This window comes from Tissierella sp. (genome assembly GCF_031460495.1).
Classification (GTDB): domain Bacteria; phylum Bacillota; class Clostridia; order Tissierellales; family Tissierellaceae; genus JAVKTS01.
Genome location: NZ_JAVKTS010000003.1, coordinates 85,152 through 103,400, shown reverse-complemented (window position 1 = coordinate 103,400; position 18,249 = coordinate 85,152). Strand labels below are relative to the sequence as shown.

The window sequence follows — 18,249 nt, the reverse complement described above, 5'->3', positions numbered from 1 at the left end:
TATTATATTTTTTGCATTAATTGGTAATAATCCTAATTATTAATGATGCCAAAAGGTGGAAAATATGATTTCGAAAAATTTAGAAAAGAATAGAGAAGAATTAAAAAGTATATTCAATAACTCTAGTGATTTAGTCTTATATGAGTTTGATACCTTATGTAGCTCAAAGGCTATGGTTGGATATATTGAAGGGATTGTAGACAAAAATGGATTACAGAATAGCTTGATAAAGCCATTGATTCAGGATTTGACTTCTCCCAATGATGTATTATCAACAGTTCCTATTTCAGGAACAGAAGAAGTATATGATATGAAGTTAATTTCACAGTGCATTATGATTGGGAGTCTGGTCTTATTTATAGAAGATATGGAAGTAGCATATTTATTTGACTTAGGTTTCACTGAGAGAAGGGCAATATCTGAACCAACTAGTGAAAGGCTAATAAGAGGATCAAGGGAAGGATTTGTAGAGGACATTAATGTAAATAAATCACTTATAAGAAGTAGGATAAGAAATACTAACTTAGTATTTGAGAAGTATAATTTAGGTACAGAAACAAATACTGAAGTTTCCTTAGTATATATGAATAATATAGTAAATCCAGATATTTTAGATGAGTTAAGAAGAAGAATACGAAAGATTAGTTTAAGTCATATATTAGATTCAGGATATATAGAACGTGAGATTGAAGATTCGCCAAAATCTGTGATTGCAACTATTTCATATACTGAAAGACCTGACATAGTAGCCGCAAAGATACTAGAAGGTAGAATTGCAATTATCTGTGATGGTACACCAATAGTTCTAACTTTACCAAGGATATTTATAGAGAAATTGCATACAGTAGAGGACTATTCTTTTAAACCTCAGTATGGAACCTATATGAGACTGCTAAGACTTGTGGCATTATTAATATCCACATTTTTGCCAGGATTTGTTGTAGCATTAAAATCCTTTCATCATGAAATGATTCCTTCTAAACTCCTAATGTCTATGGCTATGGGTAGAGAAGGAGTACCGTTTACATCATTAATAGAAGCACTTTTGATGATTTTATTTTTTGAATTTATGAAGGAATCTTCATTACGAATACCTGGTAATATAGGACCAGCAGTAACTACCATTAGTGGTTTGGTATTGGGGCAGACAGCTGTACAAGCGGGATTAGTAGGACCTATTATGGTAATTACTGTAGGAATCACTGGTATAGCAGAATTTATTCTTCCACGTGATAAGGAAACCATAGTAATTTATAGACTTGTATATCTTTTTCTAGGTGGGATATTGGGATTATTTGGAATTATCTGTGGAATTGTAATAACAATTGTACATCTTGTTTCTCTGCGATCCTTTGGGGTTCCTTATATGTATCCTATAGCCCCTTATGATAGAGAAGGTATGAAGGATTTCATTATGATGAGACCTATGAAGGAAATGAATTATAGACCAAGAAATATTGCAAATAAAAAGCAGAGAAAAAGGAATGAAAGAAATGATGAAAACAAATAAAACTATTAATAAGTTAATTATAGTTATATATCTAGTAATATCATCTACATTTCTATCCAGTTGTGTCACAGAGATTGGAGGAAAAGAGATAGATAGAATAGCTATAGTCACATTATTAGGTATTGATATTGAAGATGGGAAGGTAGTGGTCACATGTGAAGTAGTAAATCCCCCATCCAGTGCCAATTCCAATAATTCTGCATCAAGTAATTCAAGTTCACAATCCTTTGTATATCCACAGGGTAAGGGAGATACAGTAAGGGAAGCGATAAATGACATAAACCTACATTTTGATAAAAAAATATTTCTATCTCATAGTAATTTACTTATTATAGGAGAAGAATTAGCTAAAAGAGGTATAACTGATTTAATGGATTTTTTTATGAGAGATAATGAACCAAGGGAAGATATGTATGTAGTAGTTGCCAAGGGAGCTAAGGCTTATGATATCATAGGAGTTAAGGTTGGGGCTGGAAAAGCTACAGGGAATTATCTGTATGATATCCTAAATAATTTTCCATATAATGCAAAAAGTATTAACATTAGCTTTGCAGAAATTTATAGGTATTTTTATGATGTAAGTAATGAGCCAGTTATTGGTGTTGTTCAAATTAAAGAAGTAAAGCAATTTGATGTAGAAATACAAAAAAAAGAGCCTACAATAAAGGTTTTAGATGTATCTGGTGGAGCAGCACTAAAAAGAGATTATTTATTGGGATATTTCACTGCAGATGAAATGATAGGGTTTAATTTTATTGTAAGTAAAATACGAGGAGGTTCCATTGTATTTAGAACTCCTGATGGTTCAAAGGAAGGCGTTTCAATTATTGGAGAAGATGGAAAGTTTACTACAGTAAATATTATAAAATCCAAGACAAAAAGACATATAAGTGTAAAAGATGGTGAAATACATCTAAGTGTAAATGTCAAACTACGGGTAGAATTAAATGAATTAAATCAGGCAATAAATGCAAGTAACCCTGAAACCATATCTAGGATTGAGGAGGCTTGTTCTAAAAAGGTTAAGGAACTTATATCAGCTACATTAGATAAAGGTCAAAAAGAGTTTAAACAGGACAATTTTAGCACTGGTGTGGTGGTTCATCAACAACATCCTAAGCTATGGAAGGAAATAGGAAAGAATTGGGAGGAGATATTTCCAGAAATAAGTTATGATGTGAATGTGGAGACTACAATGGTAAAATCAGGTCTTATAAACACTCCTGCTAATGTAAGGAAAAGGAGATAGGTATAATGATGGAGAAAATATCAACAAGGCAAGTAATCTTTGTTATTATTATTAGTAGAATAGCCAATTTTATAACTATTATGCCTATAATTCACATGGGGCCTGCCAACCAAGATATATGGATAATGGTTCTAGCTTCCGTTTTCTATGGTATTTTATTAATTATACCTATATTATTTTTATCTAGTAGGTTTAGTAACTTAACAATTGTTGGATATATGGAAAAAATATTTGGCAAGATAATCGGAAAAGTTATTGGAATACTTTACGGAATATTTTTCATAAGGACTGCAATAGTATTTTACTATATAACAATTCAAATGATAAGAACTACCTTTATGACAGAAATGGCTCCAATTATAATTATATTAATTTTAATGGCGGTTTGCATGTATTCAATTCCCAAGGGTTTTGAGGTTTTAGCTAGGGTTGGAGAATTATTTGGTCCTATAATTATAGTCAGCCTCATTATTTTCATGCTCCTCGGATTTAATAATATTGATTTAACCATATTATTACCAGTATACAGGGATTCAGGCTTTTTAAGTATTAATCGAGGTGCCATAGAAATTGCTATCTTATCTACTGATATATATATATTGGCTATGAATAGTCCACAGCTTGAAAATAAAAAGGATTTAATTAAAATTGTAATAAAAAGTATTACATATTCTCTATTAATTATACTGATGATGATAGTAGTAACACAAACCTCTTTAGGGATAGAGCAAGCTAAGCATTCTAATTATCCATTTCTAACATATGTTAGAATGGTTAGGACCTACTCCATATTTGAGAGAATAGAGTCTGCTTTCTTAACTACATGGTTATCAGCAATGACCATCAGGATTATTTCCTATCTTTATATTTCAAGTGCTGCCTTTAAAGAAATATTTAAGAAGAAAAAGATAAATATATCTGCATATGCGATAATTGCAGTGTCTGCTGCTATAACTTACTATTTTGCTGATATAAATCCTATATGGCTTGAGATAGCTGTTCCAAAGCTTCTGGAATATATTTATAATAGTATATTTAATCTGGGTATTCCTGTAATAGCTGTTATAGTATATTTCTTTAGAAGAAAGACATTTGAAAAACAAGAGAAGTTATCAAATTAAAAACCTAAGGGGAGGGTTATGGAAACCTTCGTTACTTCTCCATATATACTTTCTATACTTATTGTACCATTATGAGCTTCAACTATGGATTTTACAATGGATAATCCAAGACCTGTTCCATTAGTATCTTTATTTTTTGAAATATCAGACCTATAGAACCTATCGAAGACAAAAGGTAGGTCTTTTTTTTCTATCCCGATACCATTGTCAATTACTCTAATAATAACATTATTCTTGTCTTTTATTAATTCCAATAGGACCTTACCATCTTTGTCCAGATATTTAATAGAATTGAAGAGGAGATTGTACATTATTTGTTTAAGCTTATCTTTATCCATAATGATTTCAATATGATCTTCTATACTACTTTCAATTGCAAATCCTTTCTTGTTATATAAAGGAATAAAAGACATTATAATATCATTAAGTTCATTAGAAATATTAAATCTAGTCTTATTTAAAACAAATTCCAACTCCTCAGCTCGAAAGGAATCTTTGAGGTCATCAACCAAATTAGATAACCTGTCTATTTCTTTCATTAAGATATCTAAATGTTCTTCATTAGGATCCCATACTCCATCCATAATGGCTTCCAAATGACTTTTAAGTGTGGTGAGGGGAGTCCTAAGCTCGTGGGAAATATTAGAGGCATATTTTTTTCTAATATTCTCTTGTCTAGCTAAGGTTTCCCCTAAATAATTAATTGAATCTGATAATTCTAGAATTTCTATTGTGTTAGTATTTACATTAGATTTTTTATTAAGATTACCTTTACGTATCTCAGTTGCCGTATCTCTAATTTTTAATAATGGTCTAGTCAAGGATCTAGATAATATGGTACTAATTATTAATCCAAGGAGAACAGTAAGTATAGCTGATACGAAAAAAGATTTACTAAGAGTGTCTTTAAAAATAATAGCAGATTCGCTTAAATAAGCATTATCAATATATCCAATAATTAGTTTACCAACCTCTTTATCTCCTTCAAGGAGAGGACCAGATTTTTCTACATAATTTCCTTCAGGCATATCATGTATTCTCATCATTCGTCTATGCATACCACCCATTCCATTTCTATTTGTGGATGTATATAGGATATTACCACTTAAATCCCTAATCTCAATATATACATTTTCGAGAGAAGCATAGGAATTAATTTCTCTTTCATAGAGTATATAACCATTTTTATTATATAAATCATTTATCTCATCGCGTATTTGTTGAAGTTTACTCTGTTGCTCTTCTACAAGATAATTTTCAAACCTATTATTAATCATTAGATTTGATATAAAGCTAATGATTATAATGGAAACAAGGATTATAAATGTAAAAGATAGAGTAAGCTTTCCAGAAAGTTTCATATATTTTACCTCTCAATTTTATAAGATAATTATATTATAACAGTTAATCTTGTAATGATTATGAAGATTTCTTATATTATTTTATTTTTCTCCATATTTCCTTCACATTCTATTTGTATAATTGGATTAAGAAATGAAAGGAGAGATATATTATGAAAAAATCATTATTAGTAGGAGCCTTAGCATTAACTTTAGGAGTTGGTTCTCTAGCTGCATATGCTGACACAGTAAAAACACCAAGTGTAATTCCTAACAACAGAAATGCAAATATCACTATAGAAGATAGAGAAGCATGGTTTAAAGAAAGAACTGAGTATAAGAGGGAAGAAATTAAGAAAGCACTTGAAAATGGAACGATTACAGAAGAAGAAGTAAAGGAATGGGAAGAACATTTTACCTACATGGAAAAATTCCATAATGAAAATGGATTCATAGCAGGCGGATGTGGTGGAAAGGGTTTTGGTAAAGGTAGAGGCATGGGTATGATGAGAGGTAACGGCTGGGGAAGATAGAACAGATAATAAGTTTCATTTTTGGTGCCAGGCACCAAAAATGAAACTTATTTATCTATCCCGAACTTATATCCAGTTCCATATACTGTATGAATGTATTCTGGTGATTTGGGATTGCTTTCAATTTTTTGTCTAATGTTTTTTATATAAGTGTCTATGGTTCTGTCGAACCCATTGTACTCATGACCTAGTGAAAATTCAATTAGTTGCTCCCTTGAAAGAACATGGTTTGAGTTAGATACAAGAGCCAATAAGATTTTGAATTCATTTGTTGTAAGGGTAATACTTTCCTTATTCTTTCTAACTATCATTTTATCTACTTCAATTTCCAAATCTCCATTATTAAAACTAAGTTTTTCAGCTGAAGGTCTAGAATTAGGATAAGATCTTCTAAGTAATGCTTTTACTCGACTAATTAATTCCCTAGGACTAAAAGGCTTTAATACATAATCATCTGCTCCTATGGATAAGCCTTCAATTCTATCATCTTCGTGAGTTTTAGCAGTTAACATAATAATTGGCACATCGGAAATAGATCTTATTTTTTTGCACACTTCTTCACCTGAAATTTTTGGTATCATAAGATCTAATATAATCAAGTGAATATGATTAGTATTAAATAAATCTAGAGCCATTTCTCCATCATCAGCGAAAAAGACATTATATTTTTCTTTTGCTAAATAGACTTTAATAACATCGGAAATATTTTTTTCATCTTCTACTAATAAAATGTTTATGTAATCCAAGTTTAATCACCTCATAATAATATTACCCAAGAAAAATAAAACTATAGATAAAATAATACTTTACTTTTGTAAACTTTTATGCTATATTTGAATATAATATTTAAAACATACTAAAATGCTATGAATTGGTAAAGTAGATTATATAAAGTATTACAGAGAGGATTCCATTGCTGAGAGGAATCTGTACAATATATATTTGAAGTGCACCAAGGAGCGTTAAGTCGAAAAGTTTAGTAGACTTATACGGTGGTTCCCGTTATAGAACTAGAGTATGAAAGTACTTGAATTGAGCTGGGATTTTATCCCAAACAGAGTGGAACCGCGAAACTAACCTTTTGCCTCTGTATATTTATATATACATGGGCAGAAGGTTTTAATTATTTTTATGACCTAACTTAACGAACGATAGTGAGTTTTAGTAGGTCAAACGCAACGAGAACCAAATTTACACGACTGATAGGGAGTGAATAAATTTGAGTTTAGAGACTGAGGAAAAGGGCAAATTATATAAAAGGAGGCAACAAAATGATATTAAATAATATTTACGAAGCAATAGGAAGAACACCAATCATTAAACTAAATAACTTAAAGGAAGAAGGAGCAGCAGAAATACTGGTAAAGGTTGAATCCTTTAATCCATCAGGTAGCGTAAAGGATAGAGCATCTTTATACATGATAGAAGCTGCAGAGAGAGAAGGTTTGTTAACTAAAGGTGGAACAATAATAGAACCCACTAGTGGAAATACTGGAGTAGGTCTTGCTATGATAGGAGCAGCAAAAGGCTACAATGTGATTTTAGTTATGCCAGATACTATGAGTATTGAAAGAAGAAAACTAATGCTTGCATATGGAGCAAAGATTATACTAACTGAAGGCAAAAAGGGAATGATAGGTTCAGTAGAGCTAGCAGAAAGATTAGCTAGGGATAATAATTATTTTATGCCAAATCAGTTTGGAAATGAAAATAATAAAATAGCTCACTATGAAACAACTGCTATGGAAATATTAGAAGATACAGAGGGGAATATAGATGCTTTTGTAGCGGGGGTTGGAACAGGAGGCACTGTGTCAGGAGTAGGTAAAAAAATGAAAGAATTAAATAAGGATATACTAATTGTTGCAGCTCAACCAGCGAAATCTCCTGTCTTAACAGGAGGTGCTCCATCAGGTCATAAAATCCAAGGTTTAGGTGCAAACTTTATTCCTGGTATATATGATAAAGAAGTAGTAGATGAGGTATTAGATATTGATGAACAAATATCCTATGAATATTCAAGGAGATTGGCAATGGAAGAAGGAATACTTTCTGGTATATCAGCTGGAGCTAATATAGCTGCGGCATCAATTATAGCAAAAAGATTAGGAGAAGGGAAAAGAGTACTAACTGTTATTCCAGATACAGGAGAAAGGTATTTATCTACAGATCTCTTTAATGGAGAGTGATTTTATGTTTAAGTTCTTAGTAGAAGAAGGAAGAAATATAATGGAGAAGGATCCAGCAGCTAAGAATCTTTTTACCGCCATGTTTTTTTACCCCAGTATAAAGGCAATGTCTTATCATAAAATTGCACACAAACTATATAAGAAGAAAAGATTTACATTATCTTGGATAATATCTCAACGAGCTAGGAGAATAACAGGTATAGAAATACACCCTGGAGCTAAAATAGGTAAAAAATTATTTATAGACCATGGAATGGGTGTAGTCATAGGAGAGACTGCTGAAATAGGGGATAATGTGCTAATGTATCATGGAGTAACTTTAGGAGGAATAGGTGGAGAAAAAAATGCCAAGAGACATCCTACTATAGAAGATGATGTGGTAATTGGAGCTGGTGCTAAAATATTAGGACCAGTCACAATTGGTAAAGGGGCTAAGATTGGTGCCAATTCAGTGGTACTAGAAGATATACCACCATATGCTACAGCAGTAGGAGCACCAGCTAGGATAATTAGAAAAAAACAAAACACTTGGTTTTATGTAGTATAAAACAAAAAGAACCGTCCCTATTGTTCGATGTTTATAAAAAAGTGTTTACAAATCTTTATTCTAGAGTATAATATATAATAACAATGAACAAGAATAGTAATCATAATAAAGGTCTAAAGAGAACTAGGGATGGTGAGAACCTAGTGATACTATTATGATGAATGGACTTGGGAGTATATATCTGAAATAAGTAGGATATAGGGCTAATCACCCTTATATGATTTGAGTAGGCTATTTAGCAAAAAGAGTGGTACCGCGGAACTAAACCTTTCGTCTCTTATTATAAGAGATGAAGGGTTTTATTTATATTTTAGGAGGGATATCATGGAAAAGAAAATTGTATTTAGTGCAGTTCAACCATCAGGGGCATTGACCATTGGTAATTATATAGGAGCTATAAAAAATTGGGTGGAATTACAGGATGAATATGATTGTTATTATTGTATAGTTGATATGCACGCTATTACAGTGCCACAAGTACCTAAGGAACTGAGAAAAAAGACATTAGAGCTTTTAGCAGTATACTTAGCTTGTGGTATTGATCCTGAAAAAACTTCATTATTCATACAATCCCATGTGCCGGCCCATGCTGAGTTGACTTGGGTGTTAAATAGTATTTCATATATGGGACAATTAAATAGAATGACTCAATTTAAAGAAAAGTCTAAGAAATCTGAGGAAAATCTAAATGCAGCCTTATTCACTTATCCTGTCTTGATGGCTTCAGACATACTTTTATATCAAGCAGACTTAGTTCCAGTAGGGGACGATCAAAAACAACATTTAGAGTTAGCGAGAGACTTAGCAGAAAGATTTAACAATAAATATAGTGATACTTTCAAAGTGCCAGATCCTCTAATCAAGGAAGTTGGAGCTAGGATAATGAGTCTTCAAGATCCAGAATCAAAGATGAGTAAATCTGATTCTGATGAAAATGGATATATATTAATCTTAGATGATAAAGATGCTATTAGAAGAAAAATCAAAAGAGCAGTCACTGATTCCTTGGGAATAATGGCCTATAATGATGAGCAACTAGGATTAAAGAATCTACTGACCATTTACTCTATATTTTCAAAGGAAGAAATACCTCAAATAATTAGTCGTTATGAAGGACAGGGATATGGAAAATTCAAAGAAGACTTGGCAGAATTGATTACAGAAGGACTTTCACCTATTCAAGAGAAATATGATTATCTTATAAAAAATAAGGATTATTTAGAAAAGATATATAAGGCTGGAGCAGAAAAGGCTGAATATCAGGCTATGAAGACACTTAGAAAGGTCTATAAAAAGGTAGGATTTATACCTAAATAGGAGGATTAAATTGTGGAGTGGATAAGATATTTTTTTAGGGGCAATCCTGATGGTTATGTATTTCCAATATGGAGTCTAAAACATCTTGCATTGATATTTATTGCATTTATTGGAGTGGAATTTATAATAAAATATAAAGGAAAACTTAGAAATTCTCAGTTAGGTAAATATTTTAAAATTGCTATGATTATAGCATTGAGTTTACAGCAGATAGTTTTGTATTTGTGGTATAGCTTTTCTGGTTACTTTACTATAAAAGAGAGCTTACCACTATATAACTGTAGAATTGCCATTATATTTACAATTCTTGCGTTGATAACAGATAAAAAGATATTTAAAAATGTAGGATGCTACTGGGGGGTTGCGGGAGCTATATTAGCTCTGGTGATGCCTACTGACTTAGACCCATTCTCATTTCCACATTATACCAATATATCCTTTTTCTTAGGGCATATAGCGTTGTTATGGTCTACACTATATATCTTAGTAGTTGATGAATATAGGATTAATAAAATTAGCCTGAAATCTATATTATATTTTACTAATATTTATCATTTATTAATTTATACATTTAATATATTTGCTAAATCAAACTATTGTTATTTAATAGAACCACCTTTTGCCAAGGCGTTCTTTGCAAGCAATATGTCACCAAGGTTTTATAGCCTAACTACATTTTTAGCTTTTAATATATTTATGATATTGGTGTATGTAGTAGCTAAGTCCATATATAAATTATTAGAGGTAGATGAAGATTTAGCAAAATTTGCTTCATAAACTATTAAACATAAAGAAGATTCTAAATAATATTATTTAGAATCTTCTTTCATATCATTAACCCATTCAATAATATTTTTGGCTGTTACAAGAGTTTTTTCATTATGAAATATTGCATGATGAATCCTATTTTTATGTCCATAAAGTGGATCGTAATATTTAATTATCAGTTCTTCTATTACTGGTCTATAATCATGTTTGTTAATAGAATCTATATATCTATCAATATTAGCATCGCCTAAGTATTTTCTCAGAAAGTTTATGGAAGTTATTATTTCATCATCAATTCCATGAACATAATCTTTTAGGAGAATATCAACTCTTCTTTCTATGCTAGCTTCAATTTTTAGGTTAATCCCCTTGTTCATGGCCTCATATAGATAATTAGGTATTATATCTTTACCTATTCTTTTACTTTCACCCTCTAAAAACACAAGATTTGATTTTCTGTTTTTCAGAGATTCGTAAATAAGTGATTCAAACATTTTTTGAGTGTTCTGCTCACCTAATCCAACGCCACCAAGGAGGGATCCCCTATGATTAGCACAACCCTCAAGATCTAGAATATCCATTCCTTCTGCTTTAAGGGATTGTAATATATGAGTTTTACCTGTCCCGGTATTTCCATAAAGAACTACAAACTGGATTTCATTCATAATAGTAGGGAGATTTTCATTGATAAATCTTCTATATCCATTATATCCACCATTAAGTTTAATAGAATTAATACCTATAGATCTAAAAAGAGAAACTATAGAACTGCTCCTAAAACCACCTCTTGCACAGAAAAAAATCAGATTGCCATATTCCTTATCTAGGGCGCTCACCTCTTCATAAATACTTGGAAGTCGCCTTGATGCTGTCTCCATGCCAACTTTTTTTGCCTTTTCTATACTCTCTTGCTTATAAATTGTTCCTATTAACTTTCTTTCCTCATCGTTGAAAATTGGAATATTAATAGCACCTGGTATAGTCTCAGAATTGTATTCACTAGGAGATCTGAGGTCTATTAATATGTGATTTTCATCTATTCTGTTTTCATCTATATCTTCATAATCAACTACTTTAAACATATAAAATTCCCTTCTTTACTATGATTTACATTAATGCAAGCAATATATATTATATACCATTAATATTATCAATGATAGAGGAGTTTGTATAAATATTTTTAATAACAAGAAAATAGATAGCAATCCTAAGATGCTATCTATTTAAAATATTATATATAATTAAGATATTTCTTTGCCAAGGATACCTTCCATACATCAGGACCTTCTTCGATATATTCCCATTCAAATTTACCATACTGGTTTTCCTCTAATTGCTTAAATGCATGTGAAAGATCACTATCATTTATTAACATCATTTTCTCACCTACAGGCAATGAACTAAAAGTACGTAAAACAACACTGTTTACATCGCTTGCAGTATAGCCACTAGTATCTATTTGTAAAATTGACATATTATCTCCTCCTAATAGTTTTAAATTATTATTCCCTATTTATTTGATATTATTAAGGGTATAATATGTATATAAGCTAATTAACAATAAAAAAGGAGTGGTTATTTTATGAAATGCAAAATGCTTCACACTTGCATAAGAGTAATGGATTTAGAAAAATCCTTTAAATTTTACACAGAAGCTTTAGGATTAACAGAAACACGCAGGAAGGATTATCCAGAAGATGAATTTACATTAGTTTATCTATCAGATGAATCAGGAAAATATGAATTAGAATTAACATATAATTATAATCCAGAAAAACCATATGTAATAGGTGATGGGTTTAGTCATATAGCAGTTTCCGTAGATGATCTAGAAGCTTCTAGAGAAAAACATATGGAAATGGGATATGAAGTTACAGAATTAATGGGTCTTCCAGGAAGTCCACCTAGGTTTTATTTTGTAACTGATCCAGACGGATATGAAGTTGAAGTATTAAGGGGATAATGAGGCAATAAAAAAATTTATTAATATACTGTAAAATAGAACAGGTTATGGCTATGCAAATGGGAGTAAATTCCATTTCCATAGCCATTGTTTATGTAGATAGTAAAAAATAATGCACAAAAATTGAGACATACCATAATATATAATAGATGAATACTTTATAAAGATAAAAAACCCTTTTTCTGAGCAACTAATAGTTTATATCTTACATAGAAAGGGGGTGAATAAAAATGGATGAGCAAAGATATCATATGTGGATAACTGAAACTGAAAACAATGATAATTATATTAGTATGGCTAGACCTCAAAACTATGGCTCTTGGTATAATAACAATCCTTGCAATAGCTGGAAAAGACCAGGGAAACAAGGTTCATGTGAAATAGATCTTAGTAACAGTATTAAAGTAGAAGCCAGTGCAGAATCAAATGCATTTAACAAAGATATATCAGGAAGTTGTATTTCTGGACCTAACACAAGTGGAGATGCTTCAACATCTGTTGAAATAGATGCAACTCAAGTTAGTGTGTTTGTTGTTCCTGTTTTTGATAGTTATAATTCATTGGTACCATCAATTGGAAACTATAAATTAGCTATGGATGATAGAAATTTAGATATACAAGTGAATAAAGATGGAAGCTATATAAATGGACAGAAAATGGAAGAACAAGTATTAGAAGATGGTACTAGAGTTTTTGTTTATAAAAACAATGAAGTAAAGAAATATGAGAAAAAAGCAGAAGGCAAACAAGCATAGAATAGATATTTAATATCAAAGAGGGATAAATAGCTTTAATTAGCTATTTATCCCTTTTTGATATTTTCTAGTTTATATATTAAAATTAATTAGTTTCTTTAAATATCCTTATAATAGTGCTATCAATTAAATCATAATTTTTATTATTGGTATTAATATATTGTGAAGTACCGAAACTTACATTTTCTTTTAATAATTCAGTAAAATATTCCATAGGAACATAGCTAGTGCCTTTTATTGTTTTATATTCAATATCGTTAAGAGGCTTACCTGCTACAGTAGGGCCATCTTTCTTATTCCAATCAACCTTATAGCCAAGAGATTCAGCAACAACACGAAGAGGAATCATAGGAACATAATCATCCAATACAACTTCTTGTGCAGATAAACTAAGACCATTAAACCTAATTGCATCTAGAGATTTTTCTTCTTTCATAGAGTTATAAATCTCATCCTTTAGTAGTTCCTTTAATTCATTTCCCTCAAATACAAAACGATGCATTCCTCCTGCATAAGGAGCTATTTCATAAAGGGTAAAATAAACAACTATTTTGTCTCCATCAATATAGAATAAAAAATCACCATTCTTGTCTTTTACTACTTTATCATAGTCCTCAAAATAATTATTCGGAGATTTATCCATAGTTTCAATAATCTTTTTTTCTATTACTTCAACAGATGAGTTAGATTTAAATAAGTCCTTAAATTCGTATATTTCACCAGTAAAAGTATTGACATTTATAGGAATAACATAATACATTCCATGGGCACCACCTGAATAGCTAGAGAAGTTTAATTGTAGAGATAGTAAATCTTTGTTCAAAAAATAGTCATAGGAAATATCTAAAATAGCTTTTTGAGTCCAGAATACCGCACTGCTGTCAAGATTCTCTTCATGATATTCCTTCATTAAAGTCGCCGTAGCTCTGATATCCTCTATGGAGTTTTTAACTAGGACTTCAATTTCCTTGTTTACCTTGTCAGCACCCTTAAAGCCATCAAAATAAGGTACAGAGATATTAATACTTAAAAAATCTCCTGTCTCAGTAATTGTACTGTTTTTTACAGTATAATCATCCTCTGCAACTACAAAAGAAAATATAGAAACACAAATTATTAACAATAGTAGAAATGATATAGATTTTTTCACTTTTATTATCCCCTCACTTTTACTTATTAACAATAGTATATTCTATTTTATCAGCATTAATCCAGTAACAATATGGTTACAGTTACACACCTTCTCTCACTACCTATGTGCAAGAAAATTTTTTATTATATAAAAAATCCCAATTATTATAATATTATGATATAATATTTAGAGAGTCTAAACAAATTTTATACATAATGGAGGCAACATATGAAAGGAAATGCTATAATAAATTTTTTCAAGAAGCATTGGATACATTACACCATAGGGGTTGTATTTCTAATGTTAAGTACCTATATCCAGACCTTTGGGCCTAAGCTTTTGGGCATAATTATAGACCTATTAAGATTAGAAAATATAGATAGGGGGCAAATATTCTTCTATTTATGGATGATGATCGTCGTTGCAGTAGCAGCATTTTTTACAAGATATATATGGAGATATCTCATTTTAGGGAGTTCAAGAAATATGGAGTGTTATTTGAGACAAAGTTTGTTTGCCCATTTTCAAACACTTCCAGTACAATTCTATCACGAGAGGAAAACGGGAGATCTACTAGCATATGCTATTAATGACATCTCTGCAGTAAGAATGTCCTTTGGGCCAGGTTTAGCCCATATAATTCACGGTACAGGAATGTGTATAGTGGTTATTGCATCCATGGCTAGAACCATAGACTTGAGATTAACTATATTAGCTCTTTTGCCTATTCCAGTAATCTTGCTCTTAATGATTAAAATTGGTGGACTAGTACAAAAGAGGTTTAGAACAGTTCAAGAAAATTTTGCAGCTATATCAGATCGTGTACAAGAAAACATCTCAGGCATTCGAGTAATCAAATCCTATGTACAGGAGAAGGACGAAGTTCATAGATTTGATGATTTAAATGAAAAAATGAAAGAATCTAATATAAAAATGGTTAGGGTTTCTTCTATTCTTTCACCAATGATTGAACTGTGCTTTGGTATAAGCTTTATGATTAGTCTTATCTACGGTAGTAATATGGTGAAAAACAATGTAATTACCCTTGGAGATTTTATTGCTTTTAATGGATATCTTACTTTGATTGTAAAACCAATTACATCAATAGGTAGAGTAATTAATATAACTCAAAAAGGCTTAGCTTCATTTAAAAGACTAGATGCAATTTTTCAAACAAAATCAGATATTACTCATGAAACTGGAGATCAGTCTTTAAAAGAAATAAAAGGGAGTATAGAAATAAAGAATTTAAGATTTAATTATCCAGGAGTAGAAGAGTTAGCTTTAAAAGATATTAGTTTTAAAATTAGTGAAGGAAAAACAGTAGGAATTATAGGTAAAACGGGTAGTGGAAAAACTACTTTGGTGAACCTTTTACTAAGGCTTTATAATGTTGAAAGAGGAAAGATATTCATAGATGGGCAAGATATCAATGATTATCCTTTGAAAGTTCTTCGTGAAAATATAGGATATGTACCACAAGATAATTTCCTTTTTTCATCCACTATTAAAGAAAGTATTCAGTTCTTTAGAGATATATACTCGGATGAAGAAATTGAAGATGCTACTAAATCAAGCTGCATTTATGATAATATTATAGATTTTCCTAATGGATTTGATACTGTAATAGGTGAAAGGGGAGTAAATCTTTCTGGAGGTCAAAAACAAAGGATTTCAATTGCAAGGGCAATTGTAAAAAATCCAAGTATACTTATCTTGGATGACGCTTTATCTGCTGTTGATACAAAAACAGAGGAGAGCATTATTGACCATTTTAAAGATATATTAATTGGTAAGACAGGCATCATTATTGCTCATCGTATTTCAGCTATAAAACATGCAGATGAAATTATTGTAATGGACCATGGGGAAATAGTAGAGAGTGGAACCCATGAAGAGCTTCTAGAAAAAGAAGGAGCATATTTTGAAATTTATGAGGAGCAATATAAAGAAGAAATGCGAGAGAAGGTGAACCATGAAGCGTCATAGTGTTTTAAGATTATTAAAGTTAATGATACCCCACAAGAGAACCGTAGTTTTGGCAGCTATCTGCGTACTATTAGCAAATGGAGCAGAGCTTTTAAAACCAATTATTTTAAAGATTGTAATAGATGATTTCCTAATTCTTAAAAGGCCTGAGATAGGGTTCTATTCTATTACTTCCATGGGTATCCTATATATGGTAATCATAGCTTTAGGCTCATTGTTCACATTTGCACAGATAAATCTTATGAATCGTGTTGGGCAGAATATTGTTAGCAATTTAAGAAAAAAAGTTTTCAGTCATATACAACATCTACCATTATCTTATTTAGATAAATTTTCTTCAGGAAGGTTAATAACAAGAGCTACTAATGATGTTGAAGCTCTTAACGAAATGTTTACTGATGTTTTGATTAATCTTTTTAGAGATATATTCTTATTAATTGGAATTGTAGTTATAATGTTTAAAATGAATGTAAGCTTAGCATTAATAGGATTTGTAGCAGTACCACTTATTTTCTTAGTAACATATTATTTCAAGAATAAAATCAAAAAGAACTTTCAAGTGGTAAAAAGCTTGATTGGTAGAATAAATGGTTTTTTTGCGGAAAACTTGTCTGGAATGAAATTGGTACAAGTATTTAATCGAGAAATAGAAAAGCAAAAGGAATTCAAGGAATTAAATGATGAATATCATAAAGCCACACTATTTCAAATAAAGATGAATAGCTTGCTAAGGCCTATAATTGAGATATTGCAAAATGTAACTATTGCTGTATTAGTATGGTATAGCATGGGCAAGATTATGAACCAAACTCTTGAGCTAGGTGTGGTATTTGCATTTACAAACTATATCAAGCAGTTTTTTGCACCTATTAATGATTTAGCAGAAAACTATAATACTATCCAGTCTGCCATAGTATCTGCAGATCGTATATTTGAGTTGTTGGATCAGGAGGATATACTAGAAGATTTAGATGCAGGTTTACCTATAGAAAGTTTTAGGGGAAAAATTGAATTTAAGAATGTTTATTTCGCTTACAATGAAGAGGAATGGATATTGAAAAACCTAAGCTTTAATATTGAACCAGGTGAGACTGCAGCTTTTGTAGGAGCTACAGGAGCAGGGAAGACTACGATTATTAATCTGATTTCTAGATTCTATGAGATTCAGAAGGGTGAAATTTTAATTGATGGCGTAAATATTAAAGAATATAAGCTGAAGGATTTAAGAAAGAATGTAGCAGTAGTTTTACAAGATGTATTTCTTTTTTCAGGAGATATTAAAAGTAATATAAGTCTTAATACTAATATCCCTGATGATGAAATATCAAAATCCTTGGAATTATCATGTTCATCGGATTTTATAGATGAATTACCCCTTGGAATCAATGAACCTGTAAGGGAAAGGGGTAGCACCTTCTCTGCAGGGCAAAGACAACTTCTATCCTTTGCACGAGCTATTGCCCACAATCCATCAGTTCTTGTGCTGGATGAGGCAACTGCCAACATTGATACAAAGACAGAACAATTAATTCAAAAATCTATTGAGAATATATCTAAAAATCGTACTACTTTAATTATTGCTCATAGACTATCTACAATTCGAAATGCAGATAAAATAATTTTATTAAGCAAGGGTAAAATTATTGAGATAGGAAATCATGATGAGCTCATGAAAAAAGGCAGTTATTATAGAGAACTTTACGAAGCACAATAATATCAATTGATCCTTTTGGGTATAATATATAATGCCTAGAATAAGCTATATACTAAAAGTTTTACTTACATTTAACTTTTTCAATGTGATAAAATATAGGAAGAGAGTTATTTAAGATATGT

The 18,249-nt window shown here is 30.9% G+C and carries 17 protein-coding genes and 2 other annotated features; of the genes, 12 read left to right on the top strand and 5 right to left on the bottom strand.

Translation table 11 applies throughout. The features are described from left to right. Positions 1–64 precede the first annotated feature (64 nt). The 3 genes from RIN63_RS08080 to RIN63_RS08070 are packed head-to-tail and all read left to right on the top strand — an operon-like array spanning position 65 to position 3,880. On the top strand, positions 65–1,510 hold the full coding sequence (locus RIN63_RS08080) for a spore germination protein (protein ID WP_310444207.1): 1,446 nt from the start codon (positions 65–67) through the stop codon (positions 1,508–1,510). Then, positions 1,485–2,759, top strand: coding sequence for a Ger(x)C family spore germination protein (locus tag RIN63_RS08075; RefSeq protein WP_310444206.1), 1,275 nt, complete (start codon positions 1,485–1,487; stop codon positions 2,757–2,759). The genes RIN63_RS08080 and RIN63_RS08075 overlap by 26 nt, the downstream gene beginning before the upstream one ends. Before the next feature lie 5 nt (positions 2,760–2,764). Beyond that, a complete protein-coding gene (locus RIN63_RS08070) occupies positions 2,765–3,880 on the top strand; it encodes an endospore germination permease (protein WP_310444205.1) in 1,116 nt (371 codons plus the stop codon). Here the strand turns inward: RIN63_RS08070 and RIN63_RS08065 are convergent. Beyond that, positions 3,877–5,241 carry a HAMP domain-containing sensor histidine kinase gene (locus tag RIN63_RS08065; RefSeq protein ID WP_310444204.1) on the bottom strand — a complete coding sequence of 455 codons (1,365 nt, stop codon included), beginning with the start codon at positions 5,239–5,241 and terminating at the stop codon, positions 3,877–3,879. The two genes, RIN63_RS08070 and RIN63_RS08065, sit on opposite strands and share 4 nt — an antisense overlap. 152 nt (positions 5,242–5,393) lie before the next feature. On the opposite strand from RIN63_RS08065, the gene RIN63_RS08060 reads away from it, so the two are divergent. Further along, positions 5,394–5,753 (top strand): hypothetical protein, encoded by a 360-nt coding sequence (locus RIN63_RS08060; RefSeq protein WP_310444203.1) that lies wholly within the window; start codon positions 5,394–5,396, stop codon positions 5,751–5,753. Positions 5,754–5,800: 47 nt separating this feature from the next. On the opposite strand, the gene RIN63_RS08055 is transcribed toward RIN63_RS08060, so the two are convergent. After that, positions 5,801–6,499 (bottom strand): response regulator transcription factor, encoded by a 699-nt coding sequence (locus RIN63_RS08055; RefSeq protein ID WP_310444202.1) that lies wholly within the window; start codon positions 6,497–6,499, stop codon positions 5,801–5,803. A gap of 111 nt (positions 6,500–6,610) precedes the next feature. Beyond that, positions 6,611–6,845 (top strand) — a binding site (T-box leader). Positions 6,846–7,024: 179 nt separating this feature from the next. On the opposite strand from RIN63_RS08055, the gene cysK reads away from it, so the two are divergent. The 4 genes from cysK (at position 7,025) to RIN63_RS08035 (ending at position 10,583) form a co-directional block, all read left to right on the top strand. Next, on the top strand, positions 7,025–7,942 hold the full coding sequence (gene cysK, locus RIN63_RS08050; protein WP_310444201.1) for a cysteine synthase A: 918 nt from the start codon (positions 7,025–7,027) through the stop codon (positions 7,940–7,942). Positions 7,943–7,946: 4 nt separating this feature from the next. After that, positions 7,947–8,489: a serine O-acetyltransferase EpsC gene (epsC, locus tag RIN63_RS08045; protein ID WP_310444200.1), complete on the top strand. Its 543-nt coding sequence runs from the start codon at positions 7,947–7,949 to the stop codon at positions 8,487–8,489. Between the two features lie 74 nt (positions 8,490–8,563). Continuing rightward, positions 8,564–8,770 (top strand) — a binding site (T-box leader). 43 nt (positions 8,771–8,813) lie between these two features. Beyond that, positions 8,814–9,806 carry a tryptophan--tRNA ligase gene (gene trpS, locus RIN63_RS08040; RefSeq protein WP_310444199.1) on the top strand — a complete coding sequence of 331 codons (993 nt, stop codon included), beginning with the start codon at positions 8,814–8,816 and terminating at the stop codon, positions 9,804–9,806. Positions 9,807–9,818: 12 nt separating this feature from the next. Next, positions 9,819–10,583 (top strand): TIGR02206 family membrane protein, encoded by a 765-nt coding sequence (locus tag RIN63_RS08035; protein WP_310444198.1) that lies wholly within the window; start codon positions 9,819–9,821, stop codon positions 10,581–10,583. Between the two features lie 32 nt (positions 10,584–10,615). Here the strand turns inward: RIN63_RS08035 and mnmH are convergent, their stop codons facing one another. After that, the gene (gene mnmH, locus RIN63_RS08030; RefSeq protein ID WP_310444197.1) at positions 10,616–11,656 is read right to left on the bottom strand and encodes a tRNA 2-selenouridine(34) synthase MnmH; all 1,041 of its coding nucleotides are present in this window, start codon (positions 11,654–11,656) and stop codon (positions 10,616–10,618) included. A gap of 149 nt (positions 11,657–11,805) precedes the next feature. Beyond that, positions 11,806–12,048 carry a DUF2249 domain-containing protein gene (locus RIN63_RS08025; RefSeq protein WP_310444196.1) on the bottom strand — a complete coding sequence of 81 codons (243 nt, stop codon included), beginning with the start codon at positions 12,046–12,048 and terminating at the stop codon, positions 11,806–11,808. A 108-nt stretch (positions 12,049–12,156) separates the two neighbouring features. Here RIN63_RS08025 and RIN63_RS08020 point away from each other — a divergent pair, with 108 nt between their 5' ends. Both RIN63_RS08020 and RIN63_RS08015 read left to right on the top strand, forming a co-directional pair. Then, positions 12,157–12,537 (top strand): VOC family protein, encoded by a 381-nt coding sequence (locus tag RIN63_RS08020; RefSeq protein WP_310444195.1) that lies wholly within the window; start codon positions 12,157–12,159, stop codon positions 12,535–12,537. 230 nt (positions 12,538–12,767) lie between these two features. Then, a complete protein-coding gene (locus tag RIN63_RS08015) occupies positions 12,768–13,292 on the top strand; it encodes a hypothetical protein (RefSeq protein ID WP_310444194.1) in 525 nt (174 codons plus the stop codon). An 85-nt stretch (positions 13,293–13,377) separates the two neighbouring features. Here RIN63_RS08015 and RIN63_RS08010 read toward each other — a convergent pair whose 3' ends face one another. After that, positions 13,378–14,442, bottom strand: a complete 1,065-nt coding sequence (locus RIN63_RS08010; protein WP_310444193.1) for a PdaC/SigV domain-containing protein — start codon at positions 14,440–14,442, stop codon at positions 13,378–13,380. Between the two features lie 210 nt (positions 14,443–14,652). Between RIN63_RS08010 and RIN63_RS08005 the strand changes: the two genes are divergently transcribed. Further along, complete coding sequence (locus tag RIN63_RS08005) at positions 14,653–16,413, top strand: ABC transporter ATP-binding protein (protein WP_310444192.1); 1,761 nt, start codon at positions 14,653–14,655, stop codon at positions 16,411–16,413. Next, entirely contained in the window at positions 16,400–18,127 is a 1,728-nt protein-coding gene (locus RIN63_RS08000) for an ABC transporter ATP-binding protein (protein ID WP_310444191.1), read from the top strand. Before RIN63_RS08005 ends, RIN63_RS08000 begins: the two co-directional genes overlap by 14 nt. Positions 18,128–18,249 lie beyond the last annotated feature (122 nt).

Coding starts and splice junctions, on each gene's coding strand:
- RIN63_RS08080 (WP_310444207.1), top strand. CDS start 65: ATGATTTCGAAAAATTTAGAAAAGAATAGAGAAGAATTAAAAAGTATA.
- RIN63_RS08075 (WP_310444206.1), top strand. CDS start 1,485: ATGAAAGAAATGATGAAAACAAATAAAACTATTAATAAGTTAATTATA.
- RIN63_RS08070 (WP_310444205.1), top strand. CDS start 2,765: ATGATGGAGAAAATATCAACAAGGCAAGTAATCTTTGTTATTATTATT.
- RIN63_RS08065 (WP_310444204.1), bottom strand. CDS start 5,241: ATGAAACTTTCTGGAAAGCTTACTCTATCTTTTACATTTATAATCCTT.
- RIN63_RS08060 (WP_310444203.1), top strand. CDS start 5,394: ATGAAAAAATCATTATTAGTAGGAGCCTTAGCATTAACTTTAGGAGTT.
- cysK (WP_310444201.1), top strand. CDS start 7,025: ATGATATTAAATAATATTTACGAAGCAATAGGAAGAACACCAATCATT.
- epsC (WP_310444200.1), top strand. CDS start 7,947: ATGTTTAAGTTCTTAGTAGAAGAAGGAAGAAATATAATGGAGAAGGAT.
- trpS (WP_310444199.1), top strand. CDS start 8,814: ATGGAAAAGAAAATTGTATTTAGTGCAGTTCAACCATCAGGGGCATTG.
- mnmH (WP_310444197.1), bottom strand. CDS start 11,656: ATGTTTAAAGTAGTTGATTATGAAGATATAGATGAAAACAGAATAGAT.
- RIN63_RS08025 (WP_310444196.1), bottom strand. CDS start 12,048: ATGTCAATTTTACAAATAGATACTAGTGGCTATACTGCAAGCGATGTA.
- RIN63_RS08020 (WP_310444195.1), top strand. CDS start 12,157: ATGAAATGCAAAATGCTTCACACTTGCATAAGAGTAATGGATTTAGAA.
- RIN63_RS08015 (WP_310444194.1), top strand. CDS start 12,768: ATGGATGAGCAAAGATATCATATGTGGATAACTGAAACTGAAAACAAT.
- RIN63_RS08005 (WP_310444192.1), top strand. CDS start 14,653: ATGAAAGGAAATGCTATAATAAATTTTTTCAAGAAGCATTGGATACAT.
- RIN63_RS08000 (WP_310444191.1), top strand. CDS start 16,400: ATGAAGCGTCATAGTGTTTTAAGATTATTAAAGTTAATGATACCCCAC.